General features: G+C 68.6%; 27 protein-coding genes. 16 read left to right on the forward strand and 11 right to left on the reverse strand.

Going from position 1 to position 23717, the window contains the following annotated elements:
- The first annotated feature begins 51 nt into the window (after nt 1-51).
- The 9 genes from ccoN to AC3A6R_RS12050 are packed head-to-tail and all read left to right on the forward strand — an operon-like array spanning nt 52 to nt 7395.
- Nucleotides 52-1491 carry a cytochrome-c oxidase, cbb3-type subunit I gene (gene ccoN, locus AC3A6R_RS12010; RefSeq protein ID WP_487859138.1) on the forward strand — a complete coding sequence of 480 codons (1440 nt, stop codon included), beginning with the start codon at nt 52-54 and terminating at the stop codon, nt 1489-1491.
- A gap of 14 nt (nt 1492-1505) precedes the next feature.
- On the forward strand, nt 1506-2138 hold the full coding sequence (gene ccoO / locus AC3A6R_RS12015) for a cytochrome-c oxidase, cbb3-type subunit II (protein WP_487859137.1): 633 nt from the start codon (nt 1506-1508) through the stop codon (nt 2136-2138).
- A 13-nt stretch (nt 2139-2151) separates the two neighbouring features.
- A complete protein-coding gene (locus AC3A6R_RS12020; protein WP_487859136.1) occupies nt 2152-2292 on the forward strand; it encodes a cbb3-type cytochrome oxidase subunit 3 in 141 nt (46 codons plus the stop codon).
- 27 nt (nt 2293-2319) lie between these two features.
- The gene (gene ccoP, locus AC3A6R_RS12025) at nt 2320-3234 is read left to right on the forward strand and encodes a cytochrome-c oxidase, cbb3-type subunit III (protein ID WP_487859135.1); all 915 of its coding nucleotides are present in this window, start codon (nt 2320-2322) and stop codon (nt 3232-3234) included.
- Nucleotides 3235-3251: 17 nt separating this feature from the next.
- Nucleotides 3252-4685, forward strand: coding sequence for a cytochrome c oxidase accessory protein CcoG (gene ccoG / locus AC3A6R_RS12030; RefSeq protein WP_487859134.1), 1434 nt, complete (start codon nt 3252-3254; stop codon nt 4683-4685).
- A gap of 19 nt (nt 4686-4704) precedes the next feature.
- Nucleotides 4705-5010, forward strand: a complete 306-nt coding sequence (locus AC3A6R_RS12035; RefSeq protein ID WP_487859133.1) for a FixH family protein — start codon at nt 4705-4707, stop codon at nt 5008-5010.
- On the forward strand, nt 5007-5258 hold the full coding sequence (locus AC3A6R_RS12040) for a hypothetical protein (RefSeq protein ID WP_487859132.1): 252 nt from the start codon (nt 5007-5009) through the stop codon (nt 5256-5258). The genes AC3A6R_RS12035 and AC3A6R_RS12040 overlap by 4 nt, the downstream gene beginning before the upstream one ends.
- Nucleotides 5255-6676: an oxygen-independent coproporphyrinogen III oxidase gene (gene hemN / locus AC3A6R_RS12045; protein ID WP_487859131.1), complete on the forward strand. Its 1422-nt coding sequence runs from the start codon at nt 5255-5257 to the stop codon at nt 6674-6676. Before AC3A6R_RS12040 ends, hemN begins: the two co-directional genes overlap by 4 nt.
- 2 nt (nt 6677-6678) lie before the next feature.
- Nucleotides 6679-7395 (forward strand): sulfite exporter TauE/SafE family protein, encoded by a 717-nt coding sequence (locus AC3A6R_RS12050; RefSeq protein ID WP_487859130.1) that lies wholly within the window; start codon nt 6679-6681, stop codon nt 7393-7395.
- A 14-nt stretch (nt 7396-7409) separates the two neighbouring features.
- Here AC3A6R_RS12050 and AC3A6R_RS12055 read toward each other — a convergent pair whose 3' ends face one another.
- Entirely contained in the window at nt 7410-7919 is a 510-nt protein-coding gene (locus tag AC3A6R_RS12055) for an ornithine carbamoyltransferase (protein ID WP_487859129.1), read from the reverse strand.
- 205 nt (nt 7920-8124) lie between these two features.
- On the opposite strand from AC3A6R_RS12055, the gene AC3A6R_RS12060 reads away from it, so the two are divergent.
- Nucleotides 8125-8910 (forward strand): Crp/Fnr family transcriptional regulator, encoded by a 786-nt coding sequence (locus tag AC3A6R_RS12060; protein ID WP_487859128.1) that lies wholly within the window; start codon nt 8125-8127, stop codon nt 8908-8910.
- A 4-nt stretch (nt 8911-8914) separates the two neighbouring features.
- Here the strand turns inward: AC3A6R_RS12060 and AC3A6R_RS12065 are convergent, their stop codons facing one another.
- From AC3A6R_RS12065 to AC3A6R_RS12110, 10 genes are all read right to left on the reverse strand, one after another.
- Entirely contained in the window at nt 8915-11011 is a 2097-nt protein-coding gene (locus AC3A6R_RS12065) for a PAS domain S-box protein (protein ID WP_487859127.1), read from the reverse strand.
- A 4-nt stretch (nt 11012-11015) separates the two neighbouring features.
- Entirely contained in the window at nt 11016-11777 is a 762-nt protein-coding gene (locus AC3A6R_RS12070; RefSeq protein WP_487859126.1) for a winged helix-turn-helix domain-containing protein, read from the reverse strand.
- Nucleotides 11778-11897: 120 nt separating this feature from the next.
- The gene (locus tag AC3A6R_RS12075; RefSeq protein ID WP_487859125.1) at nt 11898-13280 is read right to left on the reverse strand and encodes a DUF5666 domain-containing protein; all 1383 of its coding nucleotides are present in this window, start codon (nt 13278-13280) and stop codon (nt 11898-11900) included.
- Complete coding sequence (locus tag AC3A6R_RS12080; protein WP_487859124.1) at nt 13277-14125, reverse strand: DUF6502 family protein; 849 nt, start codon at nt 14123-14125, stop codon at nt 13277-13279. The genes AC3A6R_RS12075 and AC3A6R_RS12080 overlap by 4 nt, the downstream gene beginning before the upstream one ends.
- Before the next feature lie 106 nt (nt 14126-14231).
- Nucleotides 14232-14729: a GspH/FimT family pseudopilin gene (locus AC3A6R_RS12085; RefSeq protein WP_487859123.1), complete on the reverse strand. Its 498-nt coding sequence runs from the start codon at nt 14727-14729 to the stop codon at nt 14232-14234.
- A gap of 15 nt (nt 14730-14744) precedes the next feature.
- Nucleotides 14745-17813, reverse strand: a complete 3069-nt coding sequence (locus tag AC3A6R_RS12090) for a pilus assembly protein (protein ID WP_487859122.1) — start codon at nt 17811-17813, stop codon at nt 14745-14747.
- 37 nt (nt 17814-17850) lie between these two features.
- Nucleotides 17851-18411 (reverse strand): pilus assembly PilX family protein, encoded by a 561-nt coding sequence (locus tag AC3A6R_RS12095; protein ID WP_487859121.1) that lies wholly within the window; start codon nt 18409-18411, stop codon nt 17851-17853.
- Nucleotides 18408-19547, reverse strand: a complete 1140-nt coding sequence (locus AC3A6R_RS12100) for a PilW family protein (RefSeq protein ID WP_487859120.1) — start codon at nt 19545-19547, stop codon at nt 18408-18410. Before AC3A6R_RS12100 ends, AC3A6R_RS12095 begins: the two co-directional genes overlap by 4 nt.
- The gene (locus AC3A6R_RS12105; protein WP_487859119.1) at nt 19544-20137 is read right to left on the reverse strand and encodes a pilus assembly protein; all 594 of its coding nucleotides are present in this window, start codon (nt 20135-20137) and stop codon (nt 19544-19546) included. Before AC3A6R_RS12105 ends, AC3A6R_RS12100 begins: the two co-directional genes overlap by 4 nt.
- A complete protein-coding gene (locus tag AC3A6R_RS12110) occupies nt 20131-20532 on the reverse strand; it encodes a type IV pilin protein (RefSeq protein ID WP_487859118.1) in 402 nt (133 codons plus the stop codon). Before AC3A6R_RS12110 ends, AC3A6R_RS12105 begins: the two co-directional genes overlap by 7 nt.
- A 203-nt stretch (nt 20533-20735) precedes the next feature.
- On the opposite strand from AC3A6R_RS12110, the gene AC3A6R_RS12115 reads away from it, so the two are divergent.
- The 6 genes from AC3A6R_RS12115 to AC3A6R_RS12140 form a co-directional block, all read left to right on the forward strand.
- The gene (locus AC3A6R_RS12115; RefSeq protein ID WP_487859117.1) at nt 20736-21011 is read left to right on the forward strand and encodes a hypothetical protein; all 276 of its coding nucleotides are present in this window, start codon (nt 20736-20738) and stop codon (nt 21009-21011) included.
- On the forward strand, nt 21008-21259 hold the full coding sequence (locus AC3A6R_RS12120; RefSeq protein ID WP_487859116.1) for a hypothetical protein: 252 nt from the start codon (nt 21008-21010) through the stop codon (nt 21257-21259). Before AC3A6R_RS12115 ends, AC3A6R_RS12120 begins: the two co-directional genes overlap by 4 nt.
- A 124-nt stretch (nt 21260-21383) precedes the next feature.
- Entirely contained in the window at nt 21384-21671 is a 288-nt protein-coding gene (locus AC3A6R_RS12125; protein ID WP_487859115.1) for a BufA1 family periplasmic bufferin-type metallophore, read from the forward strand.
- A gap of 15 nt (nt 21672-21686) precedes the next feature.
- Nucleotides 21687-22535: an MNIO family bufferin maturase gene (gene bufB / locus AC3A6R_RS12130; RefSeq protein ID WP_487864417.1), complete on the forward strand. Its 849-nt coding sequence runs from the start codon at nt 21687-21689 to the stop codon at nt 22533-22535.
- Entirely contained in the window at nt 22532-23311 is a 780-nt protein-coding gene (locus AC3A6R_RS12135; RefSeq protein ID WP_487864418.1) for an HvfC/BufC family peptide modification chaperone, read from the forward strand. Before bufB ends, AC3A6R_RS12135 begins: the two co-directional genes overlap by 4 nt.
- Before the next feature lie 35 nt (nt 23312-23346).
- Nucleotides 23347-23717: DoxX family protein (locus tag AC3A6R_RS12140; protein WP_487864420.1), on the forward strand; the 371-nt coding region annotated here is incomplete at its 3' end.

Raw genomic sequence — 23717 nt, forward strand, 5'->3', positions numbered from 1 at the left:
CGGGCCCTGTCGGCCGCGGACACTGCCTTCAGAACATCCAAAGGCAGCACGATGCAAGTTTCGAACCCCCCGGCGGCGATCTACGACGACACCGCCGTCCGCCAGTTGAGCCTCATGTCCGTGGTCTGGGGCGTGGTCGGCATGCTCGTCGGCGTGATCATCGCCGCCGAACTCGCATGGCCCGACCTCAGCCTCGGCATTCCCTGGCTCAGCTACGGCCGGCTTCGGCCGCTGCACACCAACGCGGTGATCTTCGCGTTCGGCGGCTGCGCGCTCATGGCCACCAGCTTCCACGTGGTGCAGCGCACCTGCCAGGTGCGGCTGTTCGCGCCCCGGCTCGCATCGTTCGTGTTCTGGGGCTGGCAGGCCGTGATCGTGGCGGCCGCCATCAGCCTGCCGATGGGCTACACCTCGGGCAAGGAATACGCCGAACTCGAGTGGCCGATCGACATCCTGATCGCCGTGGTGTGGGTGGCCTACGCCATCGTGTTCTTCGGTACCGTCGGCACGCGGCGCGTGCGCCACATCTACGTGGCCAACTGGTTCTACGGGGCCTTCATCATCGCGGTGGCACTGCTGCACATCGTCAACAGCGCCGCGATCCCGGCCGGCTGGATGAAGAGCTACTCGGCCTATGCCGGCGTGCAGGATGCAATGGTGCAGTGGTGGTACGGCCACAACGCAGTCGGCTTCTTCCTCACCGCCGGCTTCCTCGGGATGATGTACTACTACATCCCCAAGCAGGCCGAGCGGCCGGTCTATTCGTACCGGCTCTCCATCGTCCACTTCTGGGCGCTGATCTTCACCTACATGTGGGCCGGCCCACACCACCTGCACTACACCGCGCTGCCGGACTGGACCCAGTCGATCGGCATGGTGTTCTCGCTGATCCTGCTCGCGCCGAGCTGGGGCGGAATGATCAACGGCGTGATGACGCTCTCGGGCGCCTGGCACAAGCTGCGCACCGACCCGATCCTGCGCTTCCTGATCGTGGCGCTGTCCTTCTACGGCATGGCCACCTTCGAGGGGCCGATGATGTCCATCAAGACGATCAACGCACTGAGCCACTACACCGACTGGACCGTGGGCCACGTGCATGCCGGCGCGCTCGGCTGGGTCGGCTTCATCACGATGGGTTCGCTGTACTACCTGGTGCCGCGCATGTACGGGCGCACCACCATGTTCAGCATCAAGGCCATCGAGGCGCACTTCTGGATGGCCACGATCGGCATCGTGCTCTACATCGCCGCGATGTGGATCGCCGGCGTGATGCAGGGCCTGATGTGGCGCGCGATCAACCCCGACGGCACGCTCACCTACACCTTCGTCGAGAGCGTGAAGGCGACCTTCCCGTTCTACGTCGTGCGGCTGATCGGCGGCCTGCTGTACCTCGCCGGCATGCTGGTGATGGCGTGGAACGTGTGGATGACCGTGATCTCCGGACGCTCCGTACAGGCCGCGATCCCGCCCATCGCCCTGGCCCACGCCTGAGAAAGCAAAGCACCATGCCTTCCACACCCGACAACAAAAACCGCGGCTTCACCCACGAGAAGGTGGAGACCAACAACCTGCTGATGATCGTGCTGATCCTCGTAGTGATCGCCATCGGCGGCCTGGTCGAGATCGTGCCGCTGTTCTTCCAGAAGTCGACCACCGAGCCGATCCAGGGCCTGAAGCCGCCGACGGCGCTGCAGCTGGCCGGTCGCGACGTGTACCTGCGCGAGGGTTGCTACAACTGCCATTCGCAGATGATCCGCCCGTTCCGTTCGGAGACGCTGCGCTACGGCCACTACTCGGTGGCGGGCGAGTTCGTCTACGACCGGCCGTTCCAGTGGGGCAGCAAGCGCACCGGTCCGGACCTGCACCGCGTGGGCGGCAAGTACAGCGACGAGTGGCACCGCATCCACCTGAACAACCCGCGCGACCTGGTGCCCGAATCGAACATGCCGGCCTATGCCTGGCTCGAGAAGAAAACCGTCGATGCCGAGGCGATCCCGCGCCACATGCGCGCGCTGCGCCGGGTCGGGGTGCCCTACACCGAAGAGGAGATCGCCCGCGCCGGCGCGGACGTCCGCGGCAAGACCGAGATGGACGCGACCGTGGCGTACCTGCAATCGCTCGGCCTGACGCTCAAGTAAGGAGCACCGCACCATGATCGACCTGACCTTCCTGCGCGTCGGCGCCACGCTGGCCTGCTTCGCGCTGTTCCTCGGCATCGTGGCCTGGGCCTATGCCAGCCGCAACGCCGCCCGCTTCGACGAGGCCGCGCAGCTGCCGCTCGAGCAGGACTGAGCGCGAAGAGAAAACAAGAGAGCCCCCATGAGCGATTTCGTCAACAACTTCTGGTCCAACTACGTGGCGGCGGGCACGCTGCTGAGCATCCTCGGATGCCTGCTGCTGCTGTGGCTCACGGCGCGCAAGCGCGTGCCCTCGGACGCGGACAACACCACTGGCCACGTCTGGGACGAGGACCTGCGCGAAGCCAACAATCCATTGCCGCTGTGGTGGGTCGGCCTGTTCGTGCTCACGATCCTTTTCTCGGTCGGCTACCTCGTGGTGTACCCGGGCCTCGGCAGCTTCGACGGCCAGGCGGAATGGAGCGCCAAGGCCGAATACGAGGCTGAACTCACCAAGGCCACCGCCGCGCTCGCGCCGGTCTATGCGAGCTACGACGGCATGGCCCCGGAAGACATTGCCCGCGAGCCGAAGGCCATGGCGATCGGCGAGCGGCTCTTCATGAACAACTGCGCGCAGTGCCACGGCTCCGATGCGCGCGGCAGCAAGGGCTTTCCGAACCTCACCGACAAGGAATGGCTGCACGGCGGCACGCCCGAAAAGATCGTCGAGTCGATCACCCACGGCCGCACCGGCACGATGCCGCCGATGGCGGCCGCGGTCGGCACGCAGGATGACGTGAAGAACCTCGCCAATTACGTGCTGAGCCTTTCGGGCGCGCCGAATGACTCGCTGCGCGCAGGGCTCGGTAAGTCGAAGTTCACGGCCTGCGCCGCCTGCCACGGCATCGGCGGGGTCGGCAACCAGGCGGTGGGCGCGCCCAGCCTCGCCGACAAGGTCTGGCTGCACGGCTGGGGCGAGGCGGCGATCGTCCAGATCGTCAACGAAGGCAAGAAGAGCGAGATGCCGGCGCAGCAAGGACGGCTGACCGAGGCGCAGATCAAGCTGCTCGCGTCCTACGTCTGGGGCTTCTCGAACGCACCGGTCGCCGGGCCCTGAATGCGCGGAGGTTGATCATGGAATCATCCGCAGGCCGCAAGTCGATTCCGATCGTTCCCGTCGCGGCCGAAGCCGAAGCGGTCGGCCTTTACCAGGCATCCAAGAAGATCCATCCGCGTGCGATCCAGGGCGTTTTCGCGCGCTGGCGCTGGGCGATGGTGTTCCTGACCCAGCTGGTGTTCTATGGCATGCCCTGGATCCAGTGGGGCGAACGGCAACTGGTGCTGTTCGATCTGGCCGCCCGCCGCTTCTATGTCTTCGGGCTCGTGCTGTACCCGCAGGACCTGATCTACCTGTCTGGGCTGCTGGTCGTCAGCGCACTGGCGCTGTTCCTGTTCACCGCCGTGGCAGGGCGGCTGTGGTGCGGCTATGCCTGCCCGCAGACCGTCTACACCGAGATCTTCCTCTGGGTGGAGCACAAGATCGAGGGCAACCGCTCGGCCCGCATCCGACTCGACGGCGAGGCCATGTCGCTCGAGAAGCTGGTGAAGAAGTGGTTCAAGCACCTGGTCTGGATCGGCATCGCGATGTGGACCGGCTTCACCTTCGTGGGCTACTTCACGCCGATCCGCGAACTGGGCCTGGCCTTCCTGCAGACGGGCATGGGCTCGTGGGAGGTGTTCTGGGTCTTCTTCTACGGTTTCGCGACCTACGGCAACGCGGGCTTCATGCGCGAGCAGGTCTGCAAGTACATGTGCCCCTACGCGCGCTTCCAGAGCGCCATGTTCGACCGCGACACGCTGATCGTCAGCTACGACCCGCAGCGCGGCGAGCCGCGCGCCCCGCGGCGCAAGGACATCGACCCGCGCAGCAAGGCGCTCGGCGATTGCATCGACTGCGGCCTGTGCGTGCAGGTCTGCCCGACCGGTATCGACATCCGCCAGGGGCTGCAGTACGAGTGCATCGGCTGCGGCCTGTGCGTGGACGCCTGCAACACGGTGATGCGCAAGATGGGCTATGCGCCGCGGCTGATCCGCTACGACACCCAGAACGGCATGGAGGCCGGATGGTCGCGCCAGCAGCTGCTGCGGCGGGTGCTGCGCCCGCGCGTGCTGGCCTATGCGGCGATCCTCGCGCTGCTCGTGGCCGGGTTGCTCGCGAGCCTGGTGGTGCGCACGCCTCTCAAGGTCGATGTGGTGCGCGACCGCGCATCGCTCGCGCGCATCGTCGAGGGGGGCCGGCTCGAGAACGTCTACCGGCTGCAGATCATGAATGCCACCGAGGCGCCGCGCAGCTATCGCATCACAGCGCACGGCATCGACGGGCTGAGCGTCTCGCCGGACACCCCCGTCACCGTGGACGCGGCCCAGTCGCGCTGGGTGGCGGTTCGGCTGCAGGTGCCCTATGGCGCTGTGGCGGCGGGTTCGCACACCGTGCACTTCGACATCCGGGAAGAGGGCGCAGGCGGGGTGCAGGTCTCGGAACCGGCGGCCTTCCTGGTGCCGCGCTGAATCGACAAGGAACAACGACATGACCGCAACGACATCGATCGGCAACGACGCGCCGGCAACGCAAGGCGACGATCGGTGGTGGCGGCATCCGCTGCTGTGGATGGTGATCGCCGGACCGGCGCTGGTGGTGGTCGCGAGTTTCGTGACGCTCTGGTATGCGCTCGCCACGCCCGATCCGGTGGTCTCGGCCGACTACTACCGGCGCGGGATCGAGATCAACCGCATGCTGGCCGACAAGAAGCTGATGCCCGCCATGGCCGGGCGCAACCATGCGACCACGCCGGTCGAGGCCGTGCCGCTGCCGCCGCCGGAGGTACTGCGATGAGTTCGTCGCGCCAGGTCATCGGCATCTTGTGGCCGGCCTTCCTGCTCGCCTGCGGGCTCGAGGTGCTGGTCTTCTCCCTGGTCGATCCTTCCGACCTGCACTGGGGCGGTGACGCGCTGCGGCTCTCGCGCCAGGGCGTCTACAGCATCGCCTTCTTCGTTTTCTGGGCGATGGCGGCCGCGTCGAGCGCCTTCACCGCGCTGCTCGCCATGCCGCCGGCGCGCGATCTTCCGGAGCATCCGCAATGAGCCTGTCTTTTCCCGTGGCCCCCGGGACCGCCGAGCGTCCCTCTGCGCAGCCGTTGCCGCCCGACCTGCTGCGACAGTTCGACGTGGCCGGACCCCGCTACACCTCCTACCCCACGGCCGACCGCTTCGTCGAGGCGTTCGGCGCCGAGGCTCATGCGCTGGCGCTGCGCGAGCGGCGCAGTGCGGGCACCCATGCGCCCGCGCTCTCGCTCTACGTGCACATTCCGTTTTGCGAATCTCTGTGCTACTACTGCGCCTGCAACAAGGTGGTGACGCGGCACCGCGAACGCGCGACGCGCTACCTCGGCTACCTGGCGCGCGAGGCGCGGCTGCAGGCGGCGGCGCTCGGCGCGCGCGCGGCCGTGAGCCAGTTGCACCTCGGCGGCGGCACACCGACCTTCCTTGCCGATGCGGAGCTGAGCGAGCTGATGGCGATGCTCGGCACGGTCTTCGACCTGGTCCCGGGCGGCGAACGCTCGATCGAGATCGATCCGCGCACCGTCGATGCGGTGCGGCTCGCGCACCTCGCGGCGCTGGGCTTCAATCGCCTGAGCTTCGGCGTGCAGGACTTCGATCCCGAGGTGCAGAAGGCGGTGCACCGCATCCAGCCGGCGCAGCAGGTCTTCGGGCTGATGGCCGAGGCGCGCGCGCTGGGCTTCGGCTCGATCAACGTGGATCTGATCTACGGGCTGCCGCGCCAGAACGACGCCTCTTTCGCCTGCACCATGTCCCAGGTGTGCGACCTGCGGCCCGACCGCATCGCCCTGTATGCCTACGCCCACCTGCCCGAGCGATTCAAGCCGCAGCGGCGCATCGCCGCGGACCAGTTGCCCGATGCAGCGGCGCGGGTGCGGATGCTGTCGCATGCAATCACCACACTGACCGCAGCAGGCTACGTCTACATCGGCATGGACCACTTCGCGCTTCCGGACGATCCGCTCGCGGTGGCCCGGCGTGAAGGGCGGCTGCAGCGCGGCTTCCAGGGGTACGGGACCGAGCCCGAGGGCGACCTGCTGGCATTGGGCGTGTCGGGCATCGGCCGCATGGGCGCCACATACAGCCAGAACGCCAAGACCATTGAGGCCTACTGCGACCTGCTCGACCAGGGCCGCCTGCCGGTGGAGCGCGGTCTGGCGCTCACGCGCGACGACCTGCTTCGGCGCAACGTGATCATGGCGCTCATGTGCCAGGGCCACGTCGATTTCGATGCCGTGGGCGAGGCGCACCGGATCGACGCGCGGCGCCATTTCGCGGCCGAGTTCGCTGCGCTCGGTCCGCTCGCGGCTGAGGGCCTGGTGCGCATCACCGACCACGACATCCGCGTCACGCCGCAGGGCTGGTTCGTCGTGCGCGCCATCGCGATGGTGTTCGACCGCTATAGCCGCGCGAGCCAGGGCCGTTTCTCGCGGATGGTGTGAGCATGACGCAGACAGCACTCGCCGGCGCCGCGCTGGTCATGGGCCTGGCCAGCGGGCCGCACTGCATCGCCATGTGCGGCGCCGCATCGGCCGCCGTGATCCGCATCGTTCCCGTTCGGGCGCACGCAGGGTCCGGCGGCACGGGCGCACCCGCCTGGGTCGGTGCGCAGGCCGCCTTCCACCTGGGCCGCGCTGCGAGCTATGCAGTCGCGGGCGCCGCCGCAGCCGCGAGCGTGGGCAGCCTGGCGCTTGCCAGCGACCAGGTGGCGGCGCTGCGGCCGCTCTGGACGCTGCTGCACGTGTTCGTCTTTGCCTGGGGCGCGATGCTGGCGATCGCCGGGCGACAGCCGGTGTGGACGCAGCGCATCGGGCGCCGGCTCGAAGCACGGCTGCGCCCGCTCGGCGCGGCCACGCCGCTGGGGGTGCTCGCGACCGGCGCGCTGTGGGTCGCGATGCCGTGCGGACTGCTCCATTCGGCGCTGTTGCTGGCGAGTCTCGGCAACCGGCCGTGGGACGGCGGCCTCGCCATGCTGGCCTTCGCGCTCGGCAGCGGCCTGTCGCTGGCGCTCGGGCCCTGGCTCTGGCGGCGCCTGCACCGGCAGGGCGAAGGCAGCCTCCAGGCCTGGGGGGCGCGGCTGTCGGGCGTGCTGCTCGCCGCGGTGGCGGTGCAGGCGCTCTGGTCCGACCTGGGTCCGCGCATCGACGCCTGGTGCCGCTGAGCGCCGCGCAGGGTTCAGTTCACGCTACCGAGCAGCAAGGCCTGCAGCACGAAACACCGGTTGGCCGCGGGCGGGGTGCGCTCGTCGAGCCAGGCGGCCAGGCGCGCGGTCGGATGGGACGCACAGGCCGCGCCGTCGTAGACCGGGATGCCGGCATGCCGGCCGATCTCGCGCACCACCTCCGGCGGGAGCCCCTGGCATTCCACCGCGTCGTAGAAGCGCCCGAGGATCCGCGCCGCATGCTGGACCTCGCCGGGCATGCCCAGGTTGGAAGGGCCGGGGCGCACGGTGGCGACGAGCGCGCCGAGCGCTTTCGCCGCGCCTTCGAACAACGCGCGGCTCTCGCGGTGGGCTTCGTCGTCGCTGCAGAGCATGCCCAGGTTCTTTCCCTTGAGCTGCGGAGCGGGGGCGCCGCGCAGCGAGGCCGCCTGGAGCAGGCGCGCAGCGCTCAAGAGTGCCGCCTCGTCTTGCGGCGACAGCGCCCGGAAGGCCGCGGCATTGTGGATTTCAAAGGGATAGGACATGGGCGCCAGGATGAAGCCCGCAAGACTAGCGGCGCAGACGCCGGCCAGGATTGATGCGGATCAAACCTGGCGCGCGGCGTGCCGTTACAGATCGGACACGGAGGGTTCACCGAGCGTTACCCAACGATGCGAACCATTGGCATGCCATTGCCTCGTGTTTTTTAACATTTGTCTACTAAATAACGAGATGCACAGGAGTTACCAGATGCTCGACCTCACCCGCACCGCCACCGCCTTTCCGGCACTGCAGGGCTTCGCCGCGGCCGGCGCGAGGCCCGCCACGGGCGTGGCGGTCTATGAAAGGGCGAGCCGCACGATGGCCGAGACGCTGAAGCTGCTGCAGGAGCGCCTCGCACCGCAGCGCCGCGTGGTGCATGCGGGCGACCGGGTCTACCAGGCCGGCGAGCGTTTCGGCAATCTCTACATCCTGAACTCGGGCTTCTTCAAGATCGTGAACCTTTCGGCGGACGGCCGCGAGCAGGTGGTCGGGCTCAAGTTTCGCGGCGACTGGCTGGGTTTCGACGGCATGGCGCGCAACCAGTATTCCTGTGACGCGGTGGCCATGGACACGGGCGAGGTCTGGGTCGTCTCGTACGAATCGCTCGTGTCGGCCTGTCTGGCCGAACCGACGCTGCTGCAGGTGTTCCACACGGCGATGAGCCGCGAGATCGCGCATGACCGCGATTCGCTGATGTCGGTCTGCACGCTGCCGACCGACGCGCGCGTGGCCGACTTCCTGCGCTACTGGGCCGAGTCGCTCGCCGAGCGCGGCATGCGCGCCGACCAGATCACCCTGCGCATCACGCGCGCCGAGATCGGCAACTACCTCGGCATGACGCTCGAGAGCGTGAGCCGGGCGCTGTCGAGGCTGGCGCGCGACAAGGTCATTGCGATGGAGAAGGGCCGTCGCGAGGTGCAGATCCCCGACGTGGGCGCGCTGTCGGCATTCGTGCAGCGCTGCCTGGCCCCGGCACCGGCGATGCTGCAATAGCCGATCAGTGCCGGCCCGCGAGCGCCCGGGTCAGCGCGCCCGCGAGTTCGGCGCGCGTGTAGGGCTTGCGCAGCAGCTCCCAGCCCTGCAGCACGTCGCGGTCAGCCTCTAGTAACTCCGACGAGAACCCCGACATCAGCAGGATCGCGACCTGCGGAAAGCGCCGCTGCACCTCGGCGGCGAGCCGGGTGCCGCGCATGCCGGGACCGAGCGCGATGTCGCTCAGCAACACGTCGAACGAACCCGCGCCGGCATCGAGCGCGAGCAGGGCCTCCTCGGCGTTGGCGGCTGTCGAGACGGTGCAGCCGAGCGCCGCGAGGAATGCCTGCACCACTTTGCGCACTTCGGCGTCGTCCTCGACCAGCATCACGCGCAGGCCCGCGGGAATGGCATGGCCGACCGCATCCTCGCGCGGCGCGGCAGGCGCCGCGTCGTCGAGCTCTGGCAGATAGAGCGTCACGGTGGTGCCCGACCCGGGCCGGCTCGCGATGGCCACTGCGCCCTTGGACTGCTTCGCGAATCCGTAGACGGTGCTGAGCCCCAGCCCGGTGCCGCGGCCCGCTTCCTTGGTGGTGAAGAAGGGCTCGAAGGCGTGTTCCTTCACCTCGTCGGTCATCCCGGTGCCGCTGTCTGCAATCGAGATCGCGACGAAGCGGCCATGCGCGTCGTGTTCGCTGAGTTCGTTGCGCACCTCGGGCGGCAGCGCGCCGCAAGCTTCGGTGCTGAAATGCAGCGCGCCGCCCTTGGGCATTGCGTCGCGCGCATTGATGGCGATGTTCAACAGCGCCGATTCGAGCTGCCCCGGGTCGGCCAACACGGACGGACAACCAGGTGCGGCATCGATGCTGATCGTGATGCGTTGGTCCAGCGTGCGCCGCAGCATGTCGGCGAGCGACTGCAGCAGCGCGTGCGTGTCGACCGCATTGGGCTGGAGCATCTGCCGGCGTGAAAAGGCCAGCAGCTTGCCGGTGAGCTCCGCACCGCGCCGCGATGCCCGCGTGGCGGCGCCGACGAGCTGCTGCGCGTGGCTGTCCTGCGCCAGGCCCGGCAGCTCTTCGAGCACCTGCAGGTTGCCCTGGATGATGGTGAGCAGGTTGTTGAAGTCGTGCGCGATGCCGCCAGTGAGCTGGCCGACGCTCTCGAGCCGCTGCGCATGGTTGAGCGCCTCCTCGGTCTGCACCCGCTGCAGGCTGGTCGCGAGCAGGTTCGAGAGCGATTCGAGGAAGCGCAGCTCCTCGTCGCCGAAGCGCCTGGCCTCGCGCGACCGGACGGCGAGCACGCCGGTGAAGCGGCCGCGGTCGTAGAAGGGCACGGCCACGCCGCTCACCATGCCCGCGTCGAGGTACGCCTGCGGCACGGCGAAGCGGCGCTCCACGCTGTAGTCGGACACGACCACCGGCGCGCCCTCGGCGAACACGAAGCCTGGCGGGGTGCTGGCGTGGCTCTGCAGCCTTGCACCGACCTCCTCGCCGGGCACCAGCCCCACGCCGCTGGCGACGCGAAACTCGAGCCGGCTGCTTTCGAGCAGCAGCACCATCGCCACGTCGACCTCCAGCGCCTCGGCGGCGATTGCCGGCACGTGGTCGAGCACGACCTGCAGATCGCGCGTGTCCACAGCCAGCCGGCCGAGCTGCGCCACATGGTCGCTGTAGCGCGCGCGCTGCAGCGCCTGCTTCACGCGCGGGTAGGCGCCGATGTCGCGGATCGCGGCCACCACGAACGGCAGCCCCTGGTTCTGAAGCGGGCTCAGCGCGATCTCGACCATCACCTCGCTGCCGTCCTTGCGCTTGGCGACCAGTTCCATCTGCGTGCCCATGGGCCGCGGACGCGGCGCCCGGCCGTAGGCCTCGCGATAGGAAGCATGGCGCGGCCGGATGCTGTCGGGCACCAGCGCATCGACGCTCAGGTCGACGAGCTCGTCGACCGTGTAGCCGAGCAGGATGGCAGCCGACGGATTGGCCAGCACGATGGCGCCCGCCTGGTCGACGAGCAGCAGCGCATCGGGGTAGGCGAAGAAGAGCGAGCGGAAGACGCTGGATTCCTCGATGCCCGAAGGCAGGCCGGGCAGGGCGCCGGCGGTGGGCGGCGTAGAGGCGTGCATGACCTCAGCCCGGGATGACCGGCGCAACGAAGAGATAGCCGGCGCCGCGCACCGACTTGATGATCTGCGGATCGTCGGCGTCGGACTCGATCTTGCGGCGCAGCCGGCCGACCTGCACGTCGATCGTGCGGTCGAACGGGGCCGCCTCGCGCCCGCGCGTGTGCTCAAGCAGGAAGTCGCGCGAGAGCACGCGGCCCGGATGACGCACGAAGGCACAGAGCAGGTCGAACTCGCCGCCCGTGAGCGCCACATTGACGCCCTGCGGGTCCGAGAGGCTGCGCGCCGCGGTGTCGAGCCGCCACCCGGCAAACGAAAGCCGGCCGCCGGGTGCCGCCGGCGCAGGGGCCGCTGCCGGTGGCAGCGGGGCGGGCGCCCGGGCGAGCGGCGCGCCCTCGGGCGCCAGCCGCCGCAGCACGGCCTTGATGCGTGCCACGAGTTCGCGCAGGTCGAAGGGCTTGGTCACGTAGTCGTCCGCGCCGACCTCGAGGCCCACGATCTTGTCCACCGCGTCGCCGCGGCCCGTGACGATCACGAGCCCGCAGCGCCAAGTCTCGCGCATGCGCCGCGCGATCGCGAATCCGTCCTCGCCGGGCAGGCCCAGGTCGAGCAGCACCAGGTCGGCCGGATCGGTGCTCATCAGCGCGGTCAGTGACCGGCCGTCGTGCAGCTGGGTCACACGGAAGCCATGGCCCTGAAGGTAGTTGGCCAGCAGCAGCGTGATGTCGACCTCATCGTCGAGGACCGCGATGTGGAAGGCGGATGTCATTCGGCAGGCAGGGGATGTGGGCGCGGGTTCGGCGGCATCGCCGAAACTGCCTGTAAGCGTATCACGCACACATCGAGAAACTTAACCTCGGGCGGCCGTGCCGCTCGAGACGGTGGCGGTTCAGGGTGTGGCGAAGGTCACGCGGGTGGCGATCAGCACGCCCTGCGCGACGCTGTCGCCGACCACGGTGACGCGGCGGCCGTTGCCGAGGTCGGCGACGGTGCCGTTCTCGAACACGGTCGACGGGCCGCTGGCATCCACGGCCCGCCCCTGCACCCGGAAATCCGAGGCCGACTGGTAGCTGCCGATGGCGCCGATCAGCGAGAAGTCGACCGGGCCGCCGACGCCTGGCACGTTGCGCACGCGCAGCTTCTTTGCCACCAGCACGCCATTCGCCGACATGATGCCGTCGACCTCGACCTTGACGCCGTTGCCCACCGAATCCTGCTGGCCGCCCGGGATCTGCGCACCGGAAGCATCGACGGTCGTGCCGAGCAGCTTGAAGTTGGCCAGCCCGTTGAAGCCGCTCACCACGCCCGCGAGCTGCACCGCCGCGCCCGCCTGCCGGGGCACCGCATACCAGCCCTGGACTTGGCTGGCCGTGAAGTTGCCGAAGCTGGGCGCCGTGCCGCCGCGCACGCGCACGATCGCGTCTTCGGCGAGCGAGGCCGCGTCGATTCCGCCCGAGAACGCGGCTTGCTCGAAGCTCACAGTGAGCTGGCCGAGCGTGAAGGTCTTGGCGCCGCGGTCGAGGTTCTTTACGGCACCGGTCACCAACGCTGCGGTGTTGCTGGGCCGCAGTTCGACGCGCGTGGCGCGCAGCGCGCCCGGGGCGACGGGCAGCCCCCACACCTGCACGACCTGGCCGGCGACCGCCTGGGCGAGGCCGGTCGAATCGCCCCAGACCGTGGCGTTGTCGGTGCTGACCGTGGTGCCCATGACCGTGAAGCTGCCGCCGGCGAGGTCGATCGCCGACACCGCGCCGCGCAGCTCGGCCGCCGAGACCACGCTCTGGGCCGTGGCGGTGGTGAACTCGCTGTCGATCTTGCCGGCGATGCGCACGCTCATGCCGATCTGCAGCTCGGCGGTGTCCTCGAGGCTGAAGCTCGCGGTGTCGGTGTTGTAGCGCACACCGTTGAGGATCACGCTGCCGATGCCGCCGACCGAGCCGATGCCCGCGTCGGCACTCACGCCGGTGCCGCCCGAGCCCACGCCCGAACCGTCATCCGTGCCGTTGCCCGCGGTGGAGGTGCCATCGCCGCCGTCACCGCCGCCGCTGCCGCCCGCGGTGCCCGTGCCGCCCGTTCCGGGGCCGCCCGGCCCATCGCCGCCGCCACCACCGCCATCGTTGTTGGTTCCCGTGCCGGTACCGGTGCCATAGCCGCCGCTCAGACCGAGCCCGCTCACGGAGCCCCCACCACCGCCGCCGCCTCCGCAGGACAGCAGCACCGCCATCGCCGCGGCCATGAAGATGCCGCGCACCAAGGTTGTTGGGATGTTCATCGTTTTACTTCCTTGCGCCCCGAGGGAAGGGCGGCCGGCCGCGTCTGCGGCGCCGGCTCATCTTCGTAATAGGTGTAGATGCCGACCCGGATCCGGCCCTTGGCGCCATCTGGCGCGCGCTTGACCGCGCGGGTCATCTCGCCCGTGAGTTCCAGATGCAGTGCCGACCAGCGCTCGCGCACCAGCTGGTGGATTTTTTCGCAGTCTTCCGCGCTCAGGCCGCGTGCGAACACCGCGCGCTCAAGCATGCGCGGCTGCTCGCCGAGGGTGTTCGAGACGGCGGCCAGCAGGTGGTCGCGGCCGTTGTCGCCGAGGAAGGCGAGCATCGACTGCAGGTCGTCCACCGGCACGAAGCCGTCGACCTTCAGCTCGGCGCATCCGTCCTGCTCGGCGACCATGTTCAGGCGCACCAGCTCGTCGAGGATGGTGCGGTGGTGCACGTTGCCGCGGCTGCCGAGCCGGGCCACGGTCTCGAAGGAGGGCACGTCGTCGCCTTCGGCGGTGATCGGCAGGCGCTGGAAGGCCAGGTTCTCGGACACCATCTGCAGCCACAGCGTGAAGGTCTTGGCCGCGGCCGAGAGTTCGGTGTGGGGCAGGGCGTCCGCGGTCTCGCGGACCTTCGCGGTCACGGCCTTGCGGTTCAGCCCCGTCGTGACCGACAGCTGGCTGATGTTGGGCCGGGCCACGCCCTGGCGGCGCCAGGAACGCGCGGCCTCCTCGAGCAGCACGTCGCGCAGCAGCACCTCGAGATGCGGATGCTTCACGCCCATCGCCAGGGCGAGCCTGACCACGGGCCGCAGGATGCGGGCGCAGGCGGCAAGTGCCCAGTCGAGCTGGTGTTCCATGAAATGAAGCGTGTGAAACCGATGGGGTGACGGTTTTCGGCCTGCGGGCGGCGGCCGCCGTCAGTGCGCTATTGTCGTCGCCGCGGAGGATCGCACAAAAAACCGCTCATCCGCCGGCGCTGCAGCTGCCGGCCGCTGAACGGGTGATCGACGAGCGCCCGGTGGCGCTGATTTTCACCACGCGCTCTTGCGAGCCGGCCGGGCTGGCGCGGCAGATGGTAAGGGTGGCGGCGGTAGCGCCCACGCCTGTGCCCTCGAAGCGCAGCGCGCTCTGGCTGGCGCCGTCGCGGATGCGATAGCCATTGGCGGCCGCGCCCTGCTTCTGGACCACCTGGCCGCCGCTGAGGACGATCCAGCCTGCCTCCCACTGGCCATTGCTGGCGCAGCTGCTGCCGTTCGACGAGGCGCACAGCGTCACTTGCGCATTGCGCTTGATCGCCTCGCTGCGGGCGAGCTGGCTGGCCGCGACCAGGTCGGTCGCGTAGGCGCCGAGCCGGTTCGACAGCAGCACGTTGTCGTAGGAGGGCACAGCGATCATGGCGAGCACCACCATCACCGCGACAGTGACCATCAACTCGACCAGCGTGAAGCCGCGCATTCGCATGGGTGGTGCCTTGCCTTACTTCTGGATGAACCAGTAGACGCGCCCCTTGGGCTGCGTGAACGCGGTCTTGACGGCGGTGCCCTTCGGGCTCAGGAACGAATCGGGGTTGGCGCCGATCACCACGTCGCGGTAGCCGTTGCCGATCTTCACGCGGCCGACGACGGGCGAGGGCGCCAGGCCGCCGCCCACCACGGTCTGGAACCGCGGCCCGGCGTTCTGGCCGGCCGCATTGAGGTAGGAGACGTTGTAGACCCTGGCCGTGCCGAGGTCGGCGCGGCAGGACTGGCGCACAGCCGGATTGGTCGGCGTGTGGGTGTTGAAGGTGGTGGTGCCGTAAGCCGTGACCGAGGAGGTCACGACCTGCTCGCCGGCCTCGAGCGCGAGCCACCAGCCCTTGCGGGCGGCCAGGTCGGCGGTCGAGGGCGAGCCGGTGCCGGTGATGCCGAGCAGCGAGGCGTGGCACAGCAGCGCGTTGTCGTTGCAGCGGGTCGCTTCGTTGGCGAGCCAGCTGTCGTCGTTCGGCTTGTCGACCATCATGTAGAAGCGGTTCGTGACGCTGAGCGCCGCGCCGTAGGAGCGCAGCGGCTTCTCGCGGTCGCCCGAGCCGATCAGCAGCACGACCACGCCGTTGTCCACCACGGCGTCGGGGCCGAACATGAACTTGCGGTTGGGCGTGCAGGTGGCCACGGTGTCGCAGCCCAGCGCCGCGATCCGCGTCATCGTCCAGCTGCCGGGCGCGGTGCTGCCGATCTTGATGCGGTACACGTTGCCGCCCAGATCGGCGGCATAGGCCACCACGGCGAGGCCAGCGCTGTCGTTCACCACCGTCACTTCGCCGCTGACGCTGCGTGAGGTGGTGAAGGTGTTGAGGATTTCGCCGCTGTTCGCGTCGAGCACGTAGATCCGGTTGCCCTTGGCACCTGTGCCGCAGGCGGTGGCAGCGGTGGCGGCATCCACGTCCTCGCACTTGTCGTAGCCGCCGCCGAAGATCAACACCGGCGTGCTGCCATCGCCGTGGCCGCTGGCCTTCACGACCTTGGGCGCCGACCAGGTCTGGCCGATGCCGGCCATGCCGGTGTCGCAGCCCGTGTCGTTGTCCTGGTTCGGGCAGCCGCGGCGCCACTTGAGGCTCGGTGCCGCGGGGTTCGAGACGTCGAAGGCATAGATCAGCCGGCCGCCGCGGCGCATGCTGGCGTAGAGCCAGGCCGTGCTGCCGTCGCGGTAGGCTGCCATCGGGCCGTCCATGCCGTAGGGTTTGGGCGCGCCGGGGCCCAGCGTCGTGGGCAGGCCCGGGAAGTTGATGCGCTGGCTGTTGTCGTGGATGCGCTTGATGCTGCCGTAGAACTCCGGCGGCACGAAGGACCACAGCTCGCCGCCGGGGGGCGCCCCGCCGACGGTGCCGGACTGGTTGCCGTTGACGGCGCGCAGTGCGCCGTCGTTGGCGCCGTAGAACACCACCACCTGCGCATCAGTGTCGGTGCCGTAGTTGATCGCCACCGGGCGCGAGTGCACCACGTCGCCGTGCACCGAGGGGCGCATGGCGCTCGAGGTGAGGGGATTGCCGGCGGTGTCCTCGCGTTCGTCGCCCTTGTTGTCCAGGCCGCGCAGCCAGTTGATCAGCGCGGCGCGCTCGGTGGTCGTCTCGACGCCGAGCGCGGTCGTGGTGATGTTGGTGTTGCCGTCGCTGAAGCTCGTCAGCGCCGTGCAGTTGCCCGGCGTGCAGGTCTTCATGTTGCGATCGGCCACGGCGAGCTGCCGCAGCATGTAGCCCTGCGCACCCTTTTCGACGACGTTGCCGTCGGGGCTTTCGGCTTCGGCCTTGTCGACGCAGTCGCCCGCAGGCCGGAAGCGCCAGTAGGTGTCGTTGTCGCTCGGCAGCGGTGTCCAGAAGCTGCGCGCGCACGGCGCGATGAAGCCGGTCTGGTTGTTGATGGCGTTGGCGCCGGCCGCGTCCTGCAGGATCAGCTGGTTGTTGCGGTCGAGGCCGAGCTGGTACTGCTTGAGATTGCCGTTCCAGCGCGGATAGGCCGATTCGTCGGGGCGGAACATGCCGACGAACACCTGGTTGAGGTACGTGCCCTGGGTGTTCACGCTCACGGGCAGGCTCACCGACGAGAACACGCTGTTGACCGACTGGATCTTGCTGAAGATGTCGTCGAGCGTTTCCTTGAGCGCCAGGCCCAGGTCGACCTCCGCGGAGAGGTCGAAATACTCGCCCTTGCTCACCGTCGCCATGCTCTGCAGCAGCGCGCTCCACCCCGGCCCCTGGCCGCCGCTCGCCTTGGCGGCCTCGACCGTGAACACGCTCACCCCCATGCTGGACTGCAGGAAGCGGGCCCATTCGTCGGCCACGTTCTCCTGCGAGCCGCTGGTGCCGAGACGGATGGTGGCGGTGTCGCCGCCGGCGGCGCGCAGCGCGGCGGTCGAGGTGACGGTGTCGGCGTTGTTGTCCTGCGCGGCACCGTTGCTGATGTAGATGACGAAGGTGCCGATGCAGTTGGCGGTGTCCGGGCCGGTGTAGCGCGTGCTGTTGACCGCCGCGAGCGGGTTGCCCCCCAGCGCATAGACCGCCTTCGAGGCGGCGCTGCCGAAGACGTTGCCCGCGTAGTCGGCCTTGGCCTTGTTGTTGCCCGCCATCGGCGCGCCGGAGCTCAGGTAGCGGTAGACCTCGGCCATCATCTTGCCGGCCTTGCCGCCGTTGGACTTGTCGTCGATCTTGTCGAGGCTGCCGATCAGCGCGGCGTACCTGGCCTGCGTGGCCTTGTCCATCAGGCGCACGCCGGCGCGCAGGTAGGCGCCGTCTTCGTTCGAGTTGCCGCCGCCGGTCTCGGTGAACATCATCACGCCGACCTTGAACTTGCCCTCCGGCAGGCTGTTGAAGGCATTCGCCAGCGCCTCGATCTCGGCGACGAAGGGCTGGTTCCAGTTGGCCGTGTTGTCGAGCACGAACAGCACGTTGGGCGCCTCGGCCGCGCTCTGGTTGTAGCCGACGAACAGGTCGATGTCCTCCGCCCGGGACGCCGCGGACAGGCCGAGCGCGAGCATCGCGGCGGCGCAGAAGGTGCGGATGATGTTCTTTTTCATAGGGCCGATCCGTTCTTCTTCGTCGTCGTCGCGATCTTCAGGAGGCGCACAGCGCCTGGAACTGTTCCTTGCTCAGCAGCACCCGCACGCCCTGGCGCACAGCAGTGGTGGTGCCGCTGGCCGCGTGCGCCACCGAGGTGCTGATGTCCCAGACCGTGTTGTATTGCTCGGGCAAGGCGTCGAGCCCGGCGCCGGCGGTCGATCCGCCGCCGCCGATGCCGCCGATGCCGAGCCCGCCGCCACCGGTCTCGGTCGATCGGGTTGCGCGCACGCAGGTGGGTGCCGCCACCTGCACCGTGTAGTCGACCGTGCCGTCGTTGTCGATGTCGACGCGGCTCACCGTTTCCTGCGGGGTCGCGAGCGAGGGCGACCCGTCGGCGCCCGGCAGCAGCAGCGAACTCGCGACCTCCTCGATCGCGCGATTTGCAGCCGCGACCGCTTCATTGCGGTTCTGCATGTTGCCCACCGACTTGAGGTTGGTGTTGCTGAGCGTGAAGCCGGCCGTGACCGCCAGCGTGATCAGCACCAGCATGATCAGCCCGACGATGAGCGCGGCGCCGCGCTGACCGGCGAGAGAGGAGGGCGGCACTGGCGTCACGGCGTTTCCCTGCGGCCGGTGACGTTGACCAGGCGCACTGCCGTGGTGAACGCGTGGCGCTTGTAGCGGTCGTTGAACGGCCCGAGCGTGGCTGCTCCAAGGTTGTAGGTGCGCGTGTCGGTATGGCCGGGCGAGGTCTCGAGGCTGCGCGCCACCACGTAGAGCTTGAGCGACACCACGTTGATCAACTGGTCGGCGGTGCAGGGCGCGGCCGTGCTGCAGTGGATGAAATTGCCGTCGGGGCTACCGTCGCCGCGGTTGGTCGGCATGGAATGGTTGGCCGGGTCGGCCCAGGCGATGGCCGTGGTGTAGTCGACGACCGCACCGGTCTTGCCGAGCGTGTCCAGGCCCAGTTCGACGCGAAAGCCCTCGATGCCCTCGATCAGCGGCACCGGCGCCTGCTGCGCGAGGCCGGTCGGCGTCAAGTCGAAGCGCGAGCGCGCCAGCGTCGGGATGCCGTCGCCCACCGTTTCGGCGTGATCGCGCACGTAGTAGATGTCGGCCACGAACCGGCGCTTGGGCGCTGGCGTCGTGCAGTCCTTCAATGCCATGGTGGCGAAGCCGGCCGTCGCGAGATCGAAGTCCGACGGCTTCTGCGTGCCGCAGAAAGACGACTGGAAATACAGCTTGCCGTCCGTATCCGCCTCGCAGCCGGCCGTGCCCGCGACGCACGGCTCGGCATGGCGCACCACCAACACGTCGGTGCCCGCCTTCTTGTTCGTCAGCAGCCCGGCACAGCCGGCCGGCACTGCGTCGTAGGCTTGCACCGGGATGTCGAGCAGGCTGCGCTTGAAATCGTCGGTCCAGTTCGCGGCCGTGTAGGGCAGGCAGGGGTCGGGCGCCGTCCCGGTCGGCACCTTCTGGGGCACGCCGCTGACCGTCAGGTCGTCGAACTGGGGCATGTAGTTTTCCCAGAAGCCCGCATGCGCGACCTCGTTCTCGAGCACGAACACGCTGAGCCGCCCGCCTTCGATCTGCCGGTTGACCTTGACCATCTCGCGCTGCGTGCTGCTCACGTTGAGGAACAGCGCGATCAGCGCGGCCAGCACCACCAGCATGATGGCGAGCGCCACCATCAGCTCGACCAGCGTCAGGCCGTGTTGGTGCCAGCGCCGGGCGCCGCGCGCCTGCGTCATGACAGCGCTCCGATGCGCACCAGCGTCGTCACCGTGCGCCGGCACCGGTCGGCCGAGCAGGCGGGCGAGGGCATGGCGGTGGTGGGCGCCACGTCGTACTGGTCCTTGCCGCAGGCCACGCCCTCGGGCGGTGCAGAAATGGGCACCAGACCCTGCCAGGCGACGGTGACCAGGTATTCGTTGTTGCCCAGGTCCTCGACGCAGCCGCGTCCGCCGATCATCGCGCCAAGCCGCGTGTCGCCCGAGGTCTCGGCCGCGCCCTGCAGCGCGTTGCACCATTCCATGGCATCGACCTGCTGGCGCGTGCCGGTGGCGGTCGGGCAGGCATCGCCCGCGCCGAGCGGCTCGCCCGTGACATAGCTCGCGGCCATGCGGCGGTTGATGGCGATGCGGCTGGCCATGTCGTTGAGCAGGATCAGCGCCTGCGAGCGCTGGTACGACTCCATCTCGGTCGACTGCAGCCGCGCCTGCAGCCCGACAAGGCCGAACAGGCCGAAGGCGACGATCAGGAGCGTGACAAGCACCTCGATCAGCGAGGTGCCGCGCTGCGCCCGTGCGGGCGCCGCCGACGACGAATGCCGAGTCACCATTTGTCGGCCGGCGTCTTCACGCCCTGGTTGTCGAGGGTGAGGTCGCCGTCGGGTTCCTGGGTGCCGGTGGGTGTGAAGGTCAGTACGTAGCCCGGAACCAGGCCGCTCGGCAGCGTGATCGTGTAGCCGTAGTTGGCCGCGACCTCCGGTGGCAGGGTGTAGCCGCTGGCCGCGAGGGTGACCTTGTTCGCATAGCTGCGGTTGGCCATCAGGAACTGCTGCTGTCGGTTGGCGATGTCCATCATCTCCGCCTGCGCAGCCGTCCGTTTGGCGCGCATCACATAGCGGGTGTAGCTGGGCAGCGCGACCGCGGCCAGGATCGCCACGATGACGACCGTGATCATCACTTCGATGAGCGTGAAGCCGCGATGCTGCACAAATGAATTCTTTGTCATTACGTTCAGCGTGCCATTGTGTTTCATATTGTTAGCAATGTGAATTTATCACATTACAACCGTTTGCAGGCCGAGTGTTGCAGGGCGGGGATGCTTCCGACCGATGGACGCTGGCGCCGTCCTACGTCGGGTCGCTGGGGCGTCACCAGAATCGATTCATTCATCTACGACCGACGCTCTTCGATGAGCAGGAGCCAGACGACATGAACAGAACACCCGGCAGCATGGGTTCAGGCGACGGAACCCGTCCCACCACCAGCGGTGGCGTGGACAACATCGGCGCAGGCGAGAAGTTCGCGAGCAGTTCCTCGGCCGCGGGCGAAGAGGACACGGCACCGACGCCGCCGGAGCGCATGCAGCAGAAGCGCCGAAACGCGGAGGCCGCCCGCCACGAAGGCTCCGCAGCCTACGGATTGCGCGAGAACTTCAGATCCGAAACCAATCGGGAGCCGCCAAACCCTGAGCAGGAGCGCACATGACATCGAAAAAGACATCGGGCAACGCCTTTCCTTTCCCCACCTCCGAAAATCACGGCAAGCCGCCGCCCCAGCCATCCACGCCGGTGCAGGAGGAGCCGAGCGAAGACGCGCTCGACAGCGGGGTCGAGGAATCCTTCCCCGCCAGCGACCCGGTTTCGGTGACAGTCACCAAGGTCAAGCTGCCGAAGGCGCCGCAGGACGACAAGGCAAAGAGCGACGCCGAGGGCAATGCTGGAAACAATCGTTAAATTAGTCATGCAGATGGGGTCGACAGGGGTGTAACCCGCTCCAGCTGGGTCGAGAACTAACTGGCGACCGCGCAATTCGCGTGGTTTGCTTGTTCAGTTCAACACCCTTCCTCGGAGTACACCCATGATCCACCGTCCCCTCGCCATCACCGCCCTCGCGCTGGGCGCGCTCACCGCCAGCTCCGCCATGGCGCAAGACAAACCCATGGCCGACAAGATGGCCAAGATGGAAAAGTGCTACGGCGTCTCGCTGGCCGGCAAGAACGACTGTGCCGCCGGCCCCGGCACCACCTGCGCAGGCACCTCCAAGGTCGACTACCAGGGCAATGCGTGGAAGAACGTGCCCACCGGCACTTGCACCACGATCAAGACCCCGAAGGGCATGGGCTCGCTCGCACCGATCAAGTCCTGATCGGCGGCCGCCGCCATGTCGAACGTTCTCACGGCCGGAGTCGGCCTGAAACCGGAGCATTTCGAGCCAGCGCTCGGCGCACGCGCCCAAGGCCTGTGGTTCGAGGTGCATCCCGAGAACTACATGGTGGCCGGCGGGCCCCGGCTCGGATGGCTCGAAGCGATCCGGGCCCACCATCCGGTGTCGCTGCACGGGGTTTCGCTCTCGCTTGCGGGCGATGCCGAGCCTGATGCCGCCCACCTGCAGCGCCTGGTCGAACTGGCCCGTCGCATCGAGCCCGCGCTGATCTCCGAACACCTCGCCTGGTCGTCACGGGACGGCCGCTACTTTCCGGACCTGCTGCCATTTCCGCGCAGCACGGCCGCATTGAAGCGCATCGCCGCGAACATCGCGCGCACGCAGGATGCGCTCGGCACCGCCATCGCAGTGGAGAACCCGTCGCACTATCTGCGCATCGACGGGCATGAATGGGACGAGATCGATTTCCTGCGCGAGCTGGCACGGCGCACCGGCTGCTCGCTGCTGCTCGACATCAACAACGTCTACGTCTCTGCGCGCAATCTCGGCTTCTCCGCCGACGAGTGGATCGACCGCTTTCCGCACGCGCTGGTCAGCGAGGTCCATCTGGCGGGCCACAGCACCGATCCGGCGTTGGGTGAAACCTTGCTGATCGATTCGCACGATGCGCCGGTCGCGGCCGAGGTCTGGCAGCTCTACCGCCGCTTCATCGAGCGCGCAGGTGCGCGGCCCACGCTGGTCGAGCGCGACGGCAACCTGCCGGGCTTCGGCGAGTTGATGGCCGAACGCGGGCAGGCGGCAGAAGAACTCACACGCGAGACAGTCCTACAGGAGTCCATCGCATGAACACGACCCTTGGCGACTTCCAGCAAGCCTTTGCGCAGGCCCTGTTTGCCGCGCCCGGCGCCGTTGCGCCCGAGATGCAGGCGCTGGCGGGGCAACCCGCTTTCGCGGTGTACCGCAACACCGTCATGAAGGGCTGCATCGACACGCTGCAAGCCAACTTTCCCGCGGTGGTTCGGCTCGTCGGCGAGGAATGGTTCCGCGCCGCGGCCGCCATCCACGCGGCCGTCGAAGCGCCGCAGGATGGCCGGCTGCTGCACTACGGCCATGGTTTTGCCGATTTCCTGCGCCAGTTCGAGCCGGCTGGCGAACTCGTCTACTTGCCCGGCGTGGCGCAGCTCGATGCCTTCTGGCGCGAAGCCCACGTCGCGACGGACGCGCCGGTGGCCGATGCCGGCTGGGTGGCCGGCCGCGATCTGGCCACGCTGGTGCTCGAGCCGCATCCGGCGGCCCGCTGGGCCTGGTTCCCGGACCAGCCGATCTTCAGCATCTGGGAACGCAATCGCCGGCACGATCCAGTCGACGAGGAACTGGATTGGCAAGGGGAGGGCGCCTTGCTCACGCGGCCGCACGACACCGTCCAGTGGCAGGAGATCCCGCGCGCCGGCTGCGTGTTCCTCGACGCCTGCGCCGAAGGCGCGAGGCTGGCCGACGCTGCCGAGGAAGCGCTGCTGGCCGACCCTGGCGCCGACCTGGCCGCCACCTTCGGCATCCTGCTGCGCGCCGGCGCCTTCGTTGGTGCGCAGGCCTCCATCGTTTCAACGGGAAGACCTTCATGAACAACAACAACAGCAGCCGCCTTCGCACCCACGCCATGCCGAACGTGGAGCGCGGCCCCCGCGCCGGCCTGCTCGCACGCTGGAACGCGGCCGCCGATCTGCTCACGCGCATGGTGCCGCACGACCTGCTCGCGCTTGCCGCGCGCGTGGCTGTCGCCGCGATCTTCTTCCTGTCGGGCCGCACCAAGGTCGAGGGCTTCCTCACGCTGACCGACAGCGCCTATTACCTCTTCAGCACCGAATACAAGCTGCCGCTGATTCCGCCCGAGATCGCCGCGCACCTTGCGGCCTATGCGGAGCACCTGTTTCCGTTGCTGCTGGTGCTCGGGTGTTGGCGCCGAGGTAAAACTGAGCCACCGCGCCGACTGAATCGTGAGCCAGGGGTGGAAGCCGACGCAGCAATGGT

This window comes from Variovorax sp. Soil_C_19, from assembly GCF_057657255.1.